This is a genomic window from Enterococcus sp. AZ091 (assembly GCF_051714805.1).
GTDB classification, from domain to species: Bacteria; Bacillota; Bacilli; order Lactobacillales; family Enterococcaceae; genus Enterococcus_D; species Enterococcus_D gallinarum.
This window is the reverse complement of record NZ_JBIOSO010000001.1, coordinates 516,756-531,596: the sequence shown is the minus strand read 5'-3', so window position 1 is coordinate 531,596 and position 14,841 is coordinate 516,756. Positions and strand designations below refer to the sequence as shown.

The following is a 14,841-nucleotide window of genomic DNA, read 5'->3' as shown; positions in this document are numbered from 1 at the left end:
GGCCTTACGCCCTATGGTGTTAAAAACTGAAATAGTAGTAAATAGACAGAAACACCCAACATGAATCGGGCATCTCTGTCTATTTTACTTATAATTAAACTATCTCCATCGGTACATGTTCTCTTCTTGCTTCTGTTAATGTTAAGTTGAAAAAATAGCGCACGACTCAATGATAAAAATCAAAGCGGCCTTTTGCTAACACTTCTTTGACCCCACCAGTTAGGAACAGGGAGCGGTCCATGATGGCTTTTTTGACAAATGATGCTGGATAACCTTTTACAGGCATTTTACCCACCAAACCAAAGGCATGCGTGTTCCCAATAGAGGCTACAGATCCTAAAGATTCAAAATGAAAGTCTTCCGTTTTTTCACCTTTAATCAAGTGTAGACAGTTTTTGGCAGCTTGATACCCCATTTTCAAAGCAATCTGTGCTGTCGTTGGATAAGGGCGATTTGTTGCAGGATCCATCACAGCTGAAACATCCCCTACTACAAAAACATTACTGTGCTCTGGATCACTTAAATCTTGGTTGACCATCACACGTCCACGGCGAGCCGCATAATTTGAATCTGCCATGACATGGCTTCCACTGACACCTGTTGTCCAAATGATCGTTTTAGCAGACAATTCTTCTGTAGCACCCGTTTCAGCATCCGTTTGATAAACAACTACTCCAGGCTTGATTTCTTTGATTGGTTTTCCTGTTAGAAATTCAACACCCCATTTTACCAAGTTATTGATTCCATAGGCAGACAGATTTTCATCAAACATCGGTAATAATCGTGTAACTGCTTCTACACAAAAGAGTTTGATTTCTTCTGATTGGACACCTGCGATCTCAGCAAATTCCTTCCGATTTTCCACTAAAGAACCTAAGAGTTCTACTCCAGTGAATCCCGCCCCACATACGACGATTTTCAATAAATCTGGATCTTGTGTTTTTTTGTATTCTTTCATTTGTTTCAATAAATGATGATAAATAGTTTCTGCTGAATCAACATCTACCATTTCCAATGCGTTTTCATTAACACCTGGGATCCCAAATGACTCAGATTCAAATCCTAATGCTACGATCAAATAATCATAGGAAAGAGATGTTTGATCCGTAAACATGATCCGTTGACTTTGACGGTCAATCGTTGCAACTTCATTTTGTAGGAAAGTTGTTTTTTGTGGTCGTACCACATCAGCGATATCGTAACTAATTCGCTCTCTTGGCTGCGTTCCAGCAGCCACTTCATGCAAATCTGTCGCTTCATAATGGTAGTCATTCTTATCTACTAATGTAATATGAAAATCACCTTTTGCTCCTTGTAATACATGCAATGCTCGCAACCCTGCGTAGCCTGCTCCTAAAATGACAACTTCCTTCATTTCCTATTACTTCCTTTCTTCCTTCAAAAAATTATAAAATCAAACCGATCGCAAAACTAATGACCTGCGCACATGCTCCGACCGCAAGGATCTTTACAGCGCAGACAAAGGTTTCGCGTTTGATTTGTTTATGCATAAATAGTTTTGTCTGTTTCCAGACAAATGGTAAGACGAGAAACGTCAACAACATCGTCCATGGTGCTAAATGCAGAACCACTGCTGTCAAGATCGCTACAAATGCAATAATGTTCAAAAGAACAAATAGCCGTAATCCTTGACTCTTTCCTAAATAATGCACCAATGTATAACGATTGTTGTTTTCATCTTCCTCCAAATCACAAATGTTGTTGGCCAGCATCAAGTTAGCGATCCACAGTGTATTGGGTAGTGCGATTAGAAATATTCCACCCAAGGTCGCGCTATTCCATTGAAAGGTTTCATAAGTATTCAAATATACACAAATCAACGAAATCATGAAGCCCATCGTAAATCCTGAAAAAAACTCACCTAGCGGTAAACTCGATAAAGGCCGCGGACCTGATGAGTAAAAGATACCAATCAAGTAACAATAAAGTCCCATCCAAAACAAGGGCCAACCGACGAAATAGGCCAATACGATACCCATCACCGCCGAAACGACGATCATACCGATCATTAAGCGAAAAACGAATGGAAGCGAGAGCTGCTCGCGTCCGATAATATTTGTTTTTTCTTTGTAATCATGAACTTCTGTTGCGTGATGGTAATCGTTATAATTATCTAAAATATCTACTGCCATGTTGAAGATCAGCATAGCAATAAAGTATAACACCACATAACCTAAATGAATTGAGCCGTAGTTATACCAGCTGTAACAAATTCCGATAAAAAATGGGAGGACACTGGCTGTTTTCGCTTTAAATTCCACAAGCTCCAGAAATACTGGGAGTGTCAAATACTCATCTCCTTTTGATAAATGCACTTAACTAGTCAATAGACTCCCTTTAAGTTAGAATAAGGGCTGAATGACTGGTAGAAAGGGTTTTAATATGTTGAATTTTTGGATCGATTATCCTTCGATCGAGCAAAGACTAAAAACTGTCTGTTCGATCATTGAAGAACGCGTAACTGTTCGTAACAAAGAAATACAAGATGTATTAGTTGATTTTACTTATTCTGGAGGAAAAATGCTGCGTCCAGCATTATTTTTCTTATTCGCTGATCTAGGCGAACCCATTGATGAAAGAAATGATCAATTAACCAAAATTGCTGCTTCATTAGAAATCTTACATATGGCAACCTTGATTCACGATGACATCATTGATGATTCGCCGTTGCGTCGCGGACGCATCACTGTCCAAGCAAAATATGGCAAAGATATCGCTGTTTACACAGGTGACCTGCTCTTCACCCAATTCTTTGAGTTATTGATCGAGAGCATGAATGGCTCTCATTTTTTGGCTACAAATGCCCAAGCAATGAAACGCCTTTTGCTGGGAGAATTAGATCAAATGCACACACGCTACAATATAGATGAATCAATTGCTGATTACTTACAAAGCATCAATGGTAAAACTGCCGAATTATTCTGGCTGGCCTGCATCGAAGGTGCTCATTTTGGCGGTCTCGACTTAGAAAACCAAGAACGGGCTGGTGAGATCGGACGAAACATCGGCATCGCTTTTCAAGTTTTTGATGATATTTTGGACTATACAGCAGATTCTGGAACGTTGAAAAAACCCGTTCTTGAAGACTTGGCACAAGGTGTCTATACATTACCTCTGCTCTTTGCTAAAGAACAAAATCCTGCCGCATTTGAGAGTTATCTGTCCAAAAAAAGCGAGTTGACCACCGAGGAGGCCACAGAGGTTGCTGAATTAGTGCGCCGTTATCATGGCGTCGAAAAAGCCACCGATTTTGCTGTTTCTTATACCGAAAAAGCACTAGCCGACATCGAACTGCTGCCGAACACCCCTAGCAAAGAAAAAATTCGCGAGCTAACGCAACTGCTTTTGCAACGAAATTATTGATCATTCTTTATTCTATCCTCCGCAACTGAAAGCTATTCTGAAAATAAACGAACCAATCGGGTAAACAGTGAAGTGTTTTGAGGAGCGAATGCTCCTCAAAAACTAAGCCGACATTCATGTCGATCACTAGCCGATTTTTTTGTTGTCTTGGCAAAGGTCCCAGTTTGATTACAGTCGCCCTTGATCAATAGCCAATAACTGTTGAAAGTGTTGGTTTTCGACAGCTAACTCAGCAGGCGTACCGCTCATCGTTAATTCTCCATCCTCAATAAAAATGACCTGATCCATCAGTGAGATTCCTTGCAGGTGGTGGGTGATCCAAATAATCGTCTTGTCTTCCAACTCATTGAAAAAAGTTTCCAAAACAGCTTGCTCAGTGATTGGATCTAGCCCAACAGTTGGCTCGTCTAATAAAATAATCGGTGTTTTCTTCAAAAGAATTCGCGCTAATGCCAACCGATGGCGTTCACCGCCGGAAAAACGTAACCCTGCTTCATCAACCATGGTTCGCAAACCTTCTGGCAGAGCTGTCACCATCTCTGATAAGCCTACTCGTTTCAGTACGTCCCAAACTTCTTCTTCTGACGCTTCTTCATTACCAATCCGCAAATTATTTAAAATCGTTGTATGGAACAAATAAGGACTCTGGTTGATGACTCCAATCCATTCGCTAATATCTTCACCAAAACTTGCTACCGGCTCACCATTTAAGGTAATACTACCTTGGGTCGGCAATAAATCTCCCCTGAGCAAAGAAGCAAAGGTACTTTTCCCAGAACCGCTACGTCCCAATATTGCCAGTTTTTGATGCGCAGGAATCGTTAAGTTAAGATTCTTTAGTACCTCTTTTTCAGATGGATAATGGAAACTAACCTGATTCACTTCTAAATTGAACGGTGCACTTATAGCTGATGCTGTCCGTTTTTGTTCCTCTTTTTCTGGTAATGCATTAAAACGATCAATCGAATCTTTGTATATATTGGTTTCTTGTGCCGCTGAAGGCAATGGTGCGAAAGCATCTACCAGAGGAAAGACACAAAGGACAAATGCTGCGATCCAATTAGCTAAGCCACCGTGCTCGCCAGGAAATCGCTGACTTGTCCAGACAATCAACGCAACCGTAATCACCCCGAAGATCACTTGTAAAAGGAAATCTCTTTTTCGATCAAAACGATTGATTTTCTCATCAACGCTTCGTAGATTTGCCGCCAATTGCTTGTGTTCATCGACGTATTCCGCTCCTCGCTGTGAAAATACCCAGTCAGAAACTCCTAGCACATTATCAGTCAATGTTGTATATAATTGATTCTTCATTTGTTTTTGCTTTTCTTGACGAGCGCCATTGATCACAACGGACCAGAACGGCAGCACAAACACATTTATTCCCAACAACAGCAACATTACCAATGCAAATCCTAACGAAAAGTACCCTAATCCGATAATCAGAAAAGTATACAATAACCAAGCAATCACCGTAGGGAAAATCGTTCGCAGATATAAGTTTTGGATATGGTTGATATCTTCTGCTAATAATCCTAAAATATCGCCAGTTCGATGGGTCTGCTTAAAGAAAACGGCATCTTTTTCGACAACATTGTATAGTTTTAGGCGTAGGTTCGATGTCATTCGCAACACCCAATTATGACTTGTCAGTCGTTCAACATAACGAAAAACTGGTCGGCCGATCCCGAATGCTCGGGTCAGAACGATTGGAATGTATACTAACAAAATATTCTCTGGAATTGAGGCAGAGCGGCTAATCAGATAGCCAGAATTAAACATTAACGCGCCTCCGCAAAAGAATGTCATAAATCCTAAAAACAGCGCTGCTGCAAGAACCTTTTTGTACTTTGAAAGAAAGGGTTTGACCCAGGTATCTGTTTTTAGCGAACGCCAGAGACCGATTTTATTCAAGTTGTTCCCTCCTCATCCCATTGACTAACGCAACGAAAGCGCCATTCTTTGCTTGCAGTTCTGCCAATGTCCCTCGCTCAACAATTCTGCCTTGATCCATTACTAGGATTTGATCCATCTCTTCCATCCAGTGCAAACGATGTGTCGCAAAGAAGACTAGATGGTTCTCCATCAACGGAAGCATTCGTTCTTTCAATTCTACTTCTGTTTCAATATCTAAATGGGCAGTTGGCTCATCAAATAATAAAATTTTTCGATGCTGGTCTAAGAAAGCACGAGCCAACGCAATTCGTTGCGCCTGTCCACCGCTTAGATGGCGTTCTCCTTCACCTAGCATTGTATCGATTCCTTGCGGCAATTCTTGAACTAATTTCGTTAAACCTGCAACTTCGATTGCTTGCCACACTTGTTCTTCAGTAGCATTTGGCTGATAGAAAGCCACATTTTCTCGCAAAGTCATCCGATAGATATAGGGGTTTTGGGGAATATAAACTAATTGCTGCTGCCAATCCGACTGTCTTAATGCAGTCATTTTTTGGCCATCAAAAGTAATTTCGCCTTCTTTCGGAATCAAAAAGCCGCTTAAGTTATTGATCAGCGTTGATTTTCCAGAGCCACTCATCCCAATGATCCCAATTTTTTGAAATCCTTGGACCTCCAATGCAATATCTTTCAAAACAGACTTTTCTCCATAATCAAAAGATAACGAATGAATCGATAGTTCCGAATCAGCTTGCCATTGAGGTAAACTTACTGGATCAATGGCTGCTTCTGGCTCAGATAAAATCGTAGATACAGCGGTCATTGCATTTTTCCCATCTAAAGTCGCATGGTAATCACTTGAAAAATCGCGAATTGGTAAAAAATACTCCGGAGATAAAATCAAAATCGTTAGTGCTGGAAATAACAAGATTTCTTCATTGATCAAACGCAGCCCCAGTAAAACCGCAACCACAGCGATGGACAATGTTGTGAAAAAATCCAATGCAAAAGTGGAAAGAATTCCGACTCTCAACGATCCCATCGTTGCTTTACGAAAACGTTCGCTAGAAGCGAAGATACTTTTTCCATATTTTTTGCTGATCCCAAAAAGTTTCAAGGTGTCGATTCCACGTAATGAATCAATAAAGTGGTTGGACAATAATTGAAATGTGCGGTATTGTTTTTCAGCTTTACTTTGGGCGGCATAGCCTAGGATGATCATAAAAATAATGATCAGTGGAAAAACCAGCAATAAAACCAGACCTGAGATCCAATCCAAGTAAAATACTAAAGCCAAAATCACCCAAGGAATGATCGACATGTTCATAATTTTTGCCAATATTAGTTGTAAATAGTTTTCTACCTGACTAATGCCTTCCAATACCATCGTTGTAATGTTTCCGGTACCTTGTTGCTGAACGATTTGTGGGCCTACACGAAAAATCTTTTCTAGCAGTTGATTACGTAATTCAGTAGCTTGCTGGTAACTATAGCTGTCTAATTTCTTTGTCCGAAAATAAACAATAGCCTGGCGACCTAAAAACGAACAAAAGAACAGTAGAATCCAGCCCCACTGCTCTTCTAACGATTGTCCTTCCCATAATCCAGTGATCCCACTAGCAAGACCATAGGCTTGTCCAATGATGAAGAGAGCTTGCAGGAAAGAAAGTCCTGCAAGCAATCCCATTAACCGTTTCATTCCGGGAAGCTCTATGATTTGTTTGTCGATCATTAATAACCCTCCGTCAGCTCAGTATGACTAATTCGTTTACGGAAAATATAGTAGGTCCATGCTGTATAAGCCAAAACAAACGGCAAGATTGTCAGTGATAAATAACTCATGATCTTCAATGTGTAGTGACTAGAGGAAGCTTCTGCAATCAACAAATCATAACTAGGGTCGATTGAGCTAATCAATACTCGTGGGAACAAACCAGAGAACAACAATCCGACTAGCGCCACCATGGTCAAACCACTAGCAATAAATGCCACCATTTCTTTCCCTTTAAATACAGAGATATTCGCTATCAGCGTCAAAGCCACAATCACAATCAGCAAAAGAAGCGTCGAAGCAAAATGTTTTTCAAAGAAATCTGTTTTGAAATAAAGTAGCGCGGCAAACGCCACCAAACCAAAATATAACACACCATAAAAGGCACTCGCATAATTTCGGGCACGGTCACGGATCGGACCAGTAGTTTTTAGTGCAATATAATTCAATCCATGTAAGTAGCAAAGCAAAGTTAAGGCAATCCCGCCAACTACAGAGAAGAGATTGACGTAGTCACCGAAGTGCGCGGACATATTTCCCTCTGCATCAATTGGCATGCCTTGGACCATACTTGTAAACAAGAGTCCGAACATAAAAGGCACCAATGTACTGCCAATGGTTAATGTCCAATTCCACATATTTTTACGGTCTTCAGGCATTTTTGCCCGAAACTCAAAGGAAACACCGCGTATAATCAATCCGACTAGTATCAATAACAAAATCAAATAATAACCACTGAACAAAGAGGCATACCAGTAAGGGAAAGAAGCAAACATCGCGCCGCCTGCGGTAATCAACCAAACTTCATTCCCGTCCCACACTGGTCCGATCGTATGCACGATCTGATCTTTTTCCTGTTCATTATGGGTCAATGTCTGGACAGACATCCCCACACCAAAGTCAAACCCTTCTAAAAAGAAGAAGCCGGCAAACAAAATGCCAATCAATACATACCACATTAGTTGCAATCCGGTCATCCTTCAAACGCCTCCTTATCAAATGGATCTTCTTCTGCTTCGTGCAGCGTTCCTTCCATCTGGTTGTTTTCAGGACCATGTCCTAACTCTCGCCGAATCAAATAAACCATTGTTAATGCCAAACCAGAGAAAAGAACAAAGTAAACAATATTTGAGATAACAAGCGAAGTTGCCGATACATTTGGCGAAACACTATCTTCAATCGTAAATAGACCATAGACTGTCCATGGGTAGCGACCCAATTCCGTAATCAGCCACCCTGCTGTATTTGCAATGAATGGGGTAAATAATGTTATAGCCACTACCCAAAGCATCCAACGTTTCTCAAATAGCGAAGGCTTCTTCTTACGCGTAAAGAATAACCCCAATGAAGAAACCAACAACATCAATGCACCGAAACCTGCCATGATCCGGAAGCTCCAAAACAATGTGTTGACCGGAGGAAAATAGTTCCGATCTCCGTAACGTTCGATCAAATCTTGATTCACTGTGTTCATTCCATCAATCGAACCAGATGGTTCGTTAAATGCAAGGATACTCAACATATAAGGAATCTCAACACCAAAAACCCGTTTGTGTTCTCGTTCATTTGCCCATGCAACTACAGTCCATGCCGCAGGATCTCCGGTATCTTCATACGTACCTTCCATTGCTGCAAATTTCATTGGTTGTTCTTCAACCAAATACTTCATTTGTTCGTCACCTGCGATCAACACCGTAATTGAACCAAACAAAGCCACTGCAAAACCGATCCGCATTGATTTTTTGAAAAAATCACGGTCAACTTTCTTGTCTTTTTTCAACAATTGGAAAGCTGACATTCCTGCAATCAGAATTCCTCCCATGGCAATTGCTGCAGTAATAACATGAAGGAACTCATACCAGACTTGCGGGTTAGCTAACAGGGCTCCGAAGTCAGTCATCTCAGCACGACCATTGTTCAATGTGTATCCAACTGGATGTTGCATAAAACTATTGGCAGCTAAAATCCAGAAAGCAGAGAGCATCGAGCCAATAGTAACTAACCAAAAGAACGTCATATGCAGTTTAGGGCTGACTTTATCCCATGTGAAAATCCACAATCCTAAGAAAGTTGATTCCAAAAAGAAGGCTAGCAATGCTTCTAACGCCAAAGGAGCACCAAAAATATCCCCAACAAAACGAGAATAATCAGACCAGTTCATTCCAAATTGAAATTCTTGAATGATCCCAGTTACCACTCCTACCACAAAACTTAATAGAAAAATATTTCCCCAGAACTTTGTCATTCGGCGATATTTTTCATCTTTTTTGATCACATAAAGTGTCTCCATGATTGCAACAACGACACCAGTTCCGATCGAAAACGGTACAAAGAAAAAGTGAAAAATCGTCGTCATCGCGAACTGGATTCGTGCTAATGTTACAATATCCATTTTACATCCCCCTATTTCTAAAAAAATACATTAAAATCATTCTAAATAAAGAAAAATTCCAAATACGAATATACTCCTCTCTTAAGTAAAAAAGAAGCAACTTGCCTACTATTTTTATTTTTTAATCGCTTACTCTCCATTCTTTAAAATTGAAACGTTTTCACAAACAAAATGCTCTACATTTCTATGTTTTAATCTTATCACCATCATATGGTAAAGACCAATTATTCGAATAGATGAGGGGAAACAATTTTTCATACTCCGTTCTCTTACTTCTTTAATCGGCTCGAAATAATTTTTATTAATCCAAACGTTCTAAGAGAAACTCATCCGCTTCACAAAATAGAGTCGCTATTTTCGAAAATATTGCATTTGATGTAACTATCTTCTGTAAAAATGCTTCACGTGAAACATTTCAGAAGAAAACCACAACGCCCTTCTAAATTTGCAAAATTTTCCATATCATCAAAAATATGTTGGTCCCCTTTTAGTTGGAAAGAAAGAGTCAGCCATTCTTGAAAAATTTATTTGAAAATTTAGTTTTATTCCGCTTACCAAGTGCAATTATTAAAGTTTTTCTGATTAAAATTTTTATGATGTGTTATCTATTATTTTTAGATTTTTTACTCTATTCAGACAATCTATTTTTTCAGCAAAATAACCGCACAACGATAATCCGTGTTGTGCGGCTATAAAAAAACGAGTATTAATCTTACGCTAAATCTTCTCCATTTGAAGCAATCACTTGTTTATACCAATCGAAGGATTTTTTCTTTGATCGATCCATTGTGCCATTGCCTTCATCATCAAAGTCCACGTAGATAAAGCCATAGCGTTTGCTCATTTCTCCGGTTGACGCGCTAACGAGGTCAATACATCCCCATGGTGTATATCCCATCAGGTCAACACCATCTTCAATCGCTTCACCCATTGCTTCGATATGACGACGTAAGTAATCAATGCGGTAATCGTCTTCGATTTTGCCATCTTCACTAATAGTATCGATAGCTCCTAAACCATTTTCCACGATAAATAATGGTTTCTGGTACCGATCATACAATTCATTCAACGCAATGCGCAGTCCTTCTGGATCGATTTGCCAGCCCCATTCACTTGCTTCCAAGAATGGATTGCGGACACCACCCAACAAGTTACCTTGTACTTCATCAGCTTCTTCTGTTGTGATATCCACTGCAGAAGACATGTAATAGCTAAATCCAATATAATCGACGGTATACTTAGCAATCAATGCTAAATCTTCTTCGGTAATATCAAGATCTTCCTTCTTGACCCCATGCTCTTTATACAAGCGATCAGTAAATGCTGGATATTTCCCACGTACTTGCACGTCGGCACAGTAGTAGTTGAAGGCTTGGTTATGGATCATTGTTGCTACTTGGTTGACTGGGTTTGCATCAATGCTATAGGTCGTTGCATAAATGATCATGCAACCAATTTGTAACTCAGGATTCAATTCATGCCCAATTTTGACTGCTTTACTGCTGGCAACAAATTGGTTGTGCCACGCTTGGATCACGTTTGTAAAGTCGCTAGCACCCGTACTGTTGACCATTCCTTGGCTCAATGCGGAGAAATGAAAAGCTGAATTGATTTCATTGAAAGTCATCCAGTATTTGACTTTACTATGGAAACGTTCCAAGACGACTTTTGCAAAACGCTCATAGAAATCGATCAATGCTCGATTTTTCCAGCCACCGTATTCTTTGGCTAAATGCAAGGGCATTTCATAGTGGGAGATCGTAACCACTGGCTCGATCCCGTATTTCAAACATTCATCAATCAACGCATCGTAAAATGCTAACCCAGCTTCGTTCGGTGTCGTTTCATCACCTTTTGGAAAAATACGTGTCCAAGCGATTGAAAAACGATAGCTCTTGAAGCCCATTTCCGCAAACAACGCAATGTCTTCTTTGAAACGGTCATAATGGTCGATCCCGCGATGATTTGGGTAGGTGTATTTGTCCTCATCGATCGTCCAATCAAACGTATCACTGCCTAAAATCGCTAAACGCTGTTTGCCGCCAGGCATTGCATCCGCCACTGACAAGCCTTTGCCATCGCGATCGAACGCCCCTTCTAATTGATTCGCTGCGGTCGCGCCGCCCCATAAGAAATTTTCTGGAAATTTTGCCATTTGCTCGTTCTCCTTTGCCTAATTTATTTTAACAAAGTCATATGTTTGCAAGTAACTGAAACAATAACTTTGCTGCTTAACATTCTAAGAAATACCCGAAAAAAATAAAAAACCTAAATAAGAGCCGCTACAAAAAGCGTTTTCTCATTTAGGTTTTGCCTGATCGAGTCAGTAACAATCCAACTTGGGTTTTTCTGTTTTTACTATAGCATTAAGCAGTCAGATTGTCATCATAAAATCGGTTTCTTTTAAACCGTTCATGTTATGGTCCACCTGTACTTCTCTCATAACAGAAAATTATTCCTATCGCTTTATAAACATTCGTAATAGTTGTATTAAAATCCATATTTAATGGATTTTAATACAATTTAACTTTCTTCTTAATTTAAAAATTTTAAAAATAAAATAACTATTTAGCTAAAAGTAAAAGACTTTTGGCAGCGATGTTGATTTCACCCACGATCTCTCCACGTGGCTCTATACCTGCTCCAAAATTATCTGCAACGATCCACCATTTCTCTTGCTTGAATTCTTCCCTATTTACCAAAATGTCTTTATTGCTGCTGTTCACCAAAACAGCTAATGATTGCCATGTATCATTGTAACCATTATTCGGAATAATATATGCAAGGAAATTTTCATTGTTAGTCTCAATAAACTGAATACTTTCAGCTGTTCGAATCGTGGCATCTCTTAATGGCGGATAGAATTTACGGATCTGCCACATACCTTGATAAAATGACCGCAACTCATTAAAAGTTTGTGCGCGTTTCCAGTCTAGCTGATTAATTTCTATCGGTGAACGGAAAGAATTTTCGTCTCCTTGTTTGGTACGGCCAAACTCTTCGCCTGCTTGGGTCAATACTGCTCCTTGGCTAGTAAACAAAATGGCTGCTGCTAGTTTGTTGCGAGCTAAAAGCTCAAGATCAAAATCATAATTTCTTTCCTTCGCTGAAGCCTGCATGGTTGCCACCAGTTTGTCCCATAAGGTCAAATTATCATGGACTGAAGCATAGGCGATCACTTGGCGGGGAGATTTTGCCCAGCGCTCGGCGCCTTCTTGTCCAGCAACTTTCGTATTTCCTTGAATCGCCGTTGCCAAATTTGCCGCATAAAAGGTTTGCTTGACTTGCGGCTGACCATTCATTCCTTGAATAAACGCTCCGTCTGTTTCTTCAAAGACATCACCTTTGATACTGTCTCTTAAATCATTGCTAAAAACCGCAACGCCTTCTGACAGTGCCCAGACATTACTTTTATTCGCTGGGATGTTTGGCTGGATGATACGATTGCTGCCGGCATCCCATGGTTCTCCGTATAGAATAACATGAGAGAAACCTTCCGAATCCAGGCTTGCACGCAGTTGATTCATCGTCTCCACATCGATCAGTCCCATCAAATCAAAACGAAATCCATCAATTTTGTACTCCTTAGCCCAATAAAGGATTGAATCAATAATAAACTTGCGCATCATTTTACGTTCTGAGGCAATTTCATTGCCACAGGCAGAGCCATCAGCGAAATTTCCTTCTTCATCCTGACGGTAGTAATAGTTTGGCACAGTCTTATTAAACCAAGAAGATTCTGTGACTGCAGTGTGATTAAAAACGACATCCATTACTACACCAATTGATTCCTCATGGAGAGACTGAATCATTTGTTTGCATTCCCGAATGCGGGCTTTGGGATCCTTCGGGTCTGAAGAATACTTTCCTTCTGGAACGTTATAATTCTTAGGATCATATCCCCAGTTGTAGGCTGTAGACAGCTCGTCATTATCAAAATCAAAGATTGGCAACAGATGAACATAGTTAATCCCCTGTTCTTTCAAATAGGCGAGCCCTGTTGGCTGCCTTTCATCTCCTTCAAGATGCGTATTCTTTTCAGTAAACGCTAGATATTTTCCACGATTTTTTTCTGAGATGCCGCTAGTTTTAGAACTACTGAAATCTTCCACATGTAATTCCCAAATGTAAGCGTCTGTAATCGTATCTTGGCCAACACATTCTGTCTGCGACCATCCCTCAGGATCCGTTTCTTTTAAATCAACGATAGCCCCACGATCCCCATTGAGACCGACAGCTTTCGCATAAAGATCAACCACTTCAACCTTCTCTTGTCCTCGCTGGATTTCAAACGTATAGAACATTTCTTTGACTTCATCCGTAACTGTGACCTTCCAACAATTATTTTCTTGCTTCATTGGAACTGTCATCACACGATCCTTGTCTTTAACCTCTCCGCTTTGATAAATAATGACTGAAACTGCATCAGCCTCTGGCGTCCAACATTTAAAGGTTATCGCATGCTCTTGAAAGGTTACGCCAAGGTCGTTTCCTTGGTAAGTATGCTCTTCCAAAAAACAGATTCGCTGATCGATTTGAGCTTTTTTATCTGAATAATTATCTGTTTGACCCATCAAGATTCCTCCATCACTTGTTTCTCTTTAGTCATAAAACACCTTACTTTTTGCTAATTCTACCTTCTCATATTTCTTGAAAATTGCCAACAATAAACCCATACTATTCGTTTACAAGAAAATGAATGAGCCAAGAATTTTTATAAAGCAAGAAGCCTATCAAGTAATGAAAAAAATAAAAAAACAGTTTATTGTTATTTTAAAAACCAGCTTCGATGACTGATTGTGGTAATATTTCTCGATAAATATACATAGGATCAATCAGTGTACGATAAAAATAGTCTTTAATATCTTGTAAAAATTCTTCTATTGCTTGCATATTCTCTCCCCGTACATAAGTAAGAACGAGACCAGAAAAGAAAATCAAACTTTCATTATGCAATTTTTCAATGTCTTCGCAATTTGCTTTTTGATATACTTCGGATTCAGCCATTGTCTCTATAAACAATGACAATGATTGATCTCTTAAATAGGAACCACACCCTATATCATTCAAAAATAACGCAAAAAATAAGTTCCTATTTTGGCTGGCAAACAAATAATAGTTAAGCCAAAACGTATACAATGGATCATCCTCTATCTCCTTTTTCAAAGAAAGCTCGTGAATCTCTGCCAAAACATCATCAATCATTGCCTGTTTATAATTTTGCATATTCGAAAATTGCAAATAGATCGGTTGTGTAGAAATCTTTGCATATTTCGCAATTTTTCTAACAGTGATGGGAGTATACAAATATTCTTCTAAATGACTGCGTAACCTATTGATTAAATATTTCTTTGTGATTGTTTGTTTTCTCATTATTAACTCCTTTCCTGATAAACAC

Annotated in this window: 10 protein-coding genes; 1 reads left to right on the top strand and 9 read right to left on the bottom strand. The window is 39.6% G+C overall.

What is annotated here, in order from left to right:
- Nucleotides 1–166 precede the first annotated feature (166 nt).
- Both IGJ28_RS02735 and IGJ28_RS02730 read right to left on the bottom strand, forming a co-directional pair.
- On the bottom strand, nucleotides 167–1,375 hold the full coding sequence (locus IGJ28_RS02735) for an NAD(P)/FAD-dependent oxidoreductase (RefSeq protein WP_103300706.1): 1,209 nt from the start codon (nucleotides 1,373–1,375) through the stop codon (nucleotides 167–169).
- Nucleotides 1,376–1,406: 31 nt separating this feature from the next.
- Nucleotides 1,407–2,309 (bottom strand): prenyltransferase, encoded by a 903-nt coding sequence (locus IGJ28_RS02730; RefSeq protein ID WP_003129007.1) that lies wholly within the window; start codon nucleotides 2,307–2,309, stop codon nucleotides 1,407–1,409.
- 94 nt (nucleotides 2,310–2,403) lie between these two features.
- On the opposite strand from IGJ28_RS02730, the gene IGJ28_RS02725 reads away from it, so the two are divergent.
- Entirely contained in the window at nucleotides 2,404–3,384 is a 981-nt protein-coding gene (locus IGJ28_RS02725; protein WP_003129005.1) for a polyprenyl synthetase family protein, read from the top strand.
- Between the two features lie 168 nt (nucleotides 3,385–3,552).
- Here IGJ28_RS02725 and cydC read toward each other — a convergent pair whose 3' ends face one another.
- From cydC to IGJ28_RS02690, 7 genes are all read right to left on the bottom strand, one after another.
- A complete protein-coding gene (gene cydC, locus IGJ28_RS02720; protein ID WP_438845116.1) occupies nucleotides 3,553–5,298 on the bottom strand; it encodes a thiol reductant ABC exporter subunit CydC in 1,746 nt (581 codons plus the stop codon).
- Nucleotides 5,291–7,012 carry a thiol reductant ABC exporter subunit CydD gene (gene cydD / locus IGJ28_RS02715; RefSeq protein WP_003129002.1) on the bottom strand — a complete coding sequence of 574 codons (1,722 nt, stop codon included), beginning with the start codon at nucleotides 7,010–7,012 and terminating at the stop codon, nucleotides 5,291–5,293. The genes cydC and cydD overlap by 8 nt, the downstream gene beginning before the upstream one ends.
- Nucleotides 7,012–8,028, bottom strand: a complete 1,017-nt coding sequence (gene cydB / locus IGJ28_RS02710) for a cytochrome d ubiquinol oxidase subunit II (protein ID WP_003129001.1) — start codon at nucleotides 8,026–8,028, stop codon at nucleotides 7,012–7,014. Before cydB ends, cydD begins: the two co-directional genes overlap by 1 nt.
- The gene (locus IGJ28_RS02705) at nucleotides 8,025–9,443 is read right to left on the bottom strand and encodes a cytochrome ubiquinol oxidase subunit I (protein WP_003129000.1); all 1,419 of its coding nucleotides are present in this window, start codon (nucleotides 9,441–9,443) and stop codon (nucleotides 8,025–8,027) included. The genes cydB and IGJ28_RS02705 overlap by 4 nt, the downstream gene beginning before the upstream one ends.
- Nucleotides 9,444–10,155: 712 nt before the next feature.
- Nucleotides 10,156–11,598, bottom strand: a complete 1,443-nt coding sequence (locus IGJ28_RS02700) for a glycoside hydrolase family 1 protein (protein ID WP_103300709.1) — start codon at nucleotides 11,596–11,598, stop codon at nucleotides 10,156–10,158.
- A gap of 409 nt (nucleotides 11,599–12,007) precedes the next feature.
- Nucleotides 12,008–14,017 carry a type I pullulanase gene (gene pulA / locus IGJ28_RS02695; RefSeq protein WP_438845115.1) on the bottom strand — a complete coding sequence of 670 codons (2,010 nt, stop codon included), beginning with the start codon at nucleotides 14,015–14,017 and terminating at the stop codon, nucleotides 12,008–12,010.
- Between the two features lie 199 nt (nucleotides 14,018–14,216).
- The gene (locus tag IGJ28_RS02690; RefSeq protein WP_003128997.1) at nucleotides 14,217–14,816 is read right to left on the bottom strand and encodes a TetR/AcrR family transcriptional regulator; all 600 of its coding nucleotides are present in this window, start codon (nucleotides 14,814–14,816) and stop codon (nucleotides 14,217–14,219) included.
- Between the last annotated feature and the right edge of the window lie 25 nt (nucleotides 14,817–14,841).

Coding starts and splice junctions, on each gene's coding strand:
- IGJ28_RS02735 (WP_103300706.1), bottom strand. CDS start 1,375: ATGAAGGAAGTTGTCATTTTAGGAGCAGGCTACGCAGGGTTGCGAGCA.
- IGJ28_RS02725 (WP_003129005.1), top strand. CDS start 2,404: ATGTTGAATTTTTGGATCGATTATCCTTCGATCGAGCAAAGACTAAAA.
- cydD (WP_003129002.1), bottom strand. CDS start 7,012: ATGATCGACAAACAAATCATAGAGCTTCCCGGAATGAAACGGTTAATG.
- cydB (WP_003129001.1), bottom strand. CDS start 8,028: ATGACCGGATTGCAACTAATGTGGTATGTATTGATTGGCATTTTGTTT.
- IGJ28_RS02705 (WP_003129000.1), bottom strand. CDS start 9,443: ATGGATATTGTAACATTAGCACGAATCCAGTTCGCGATGACGACGATT.
- IGJ28_RS02700 (WP_103300709.1), bottom strand. CDS start 11,598: ATGGCAAAATTTCCAGAAAATTTCTTATGGGGCGGCGCGACCGCAGCG.
- pulA (WP_438845115.1), bottom strand. CDS start 14,017: ATGGGTCAAACAGATAATTATTCAGATAAAAAAGCTCAAATCGATCAG.
- IGJ28_RS02690 (WP_003128997.1), bottom strand. CDS start 14,816: ATGAGAAAACAAACAATCACAAAGAAATATTTAATCAATAGGTTACGC.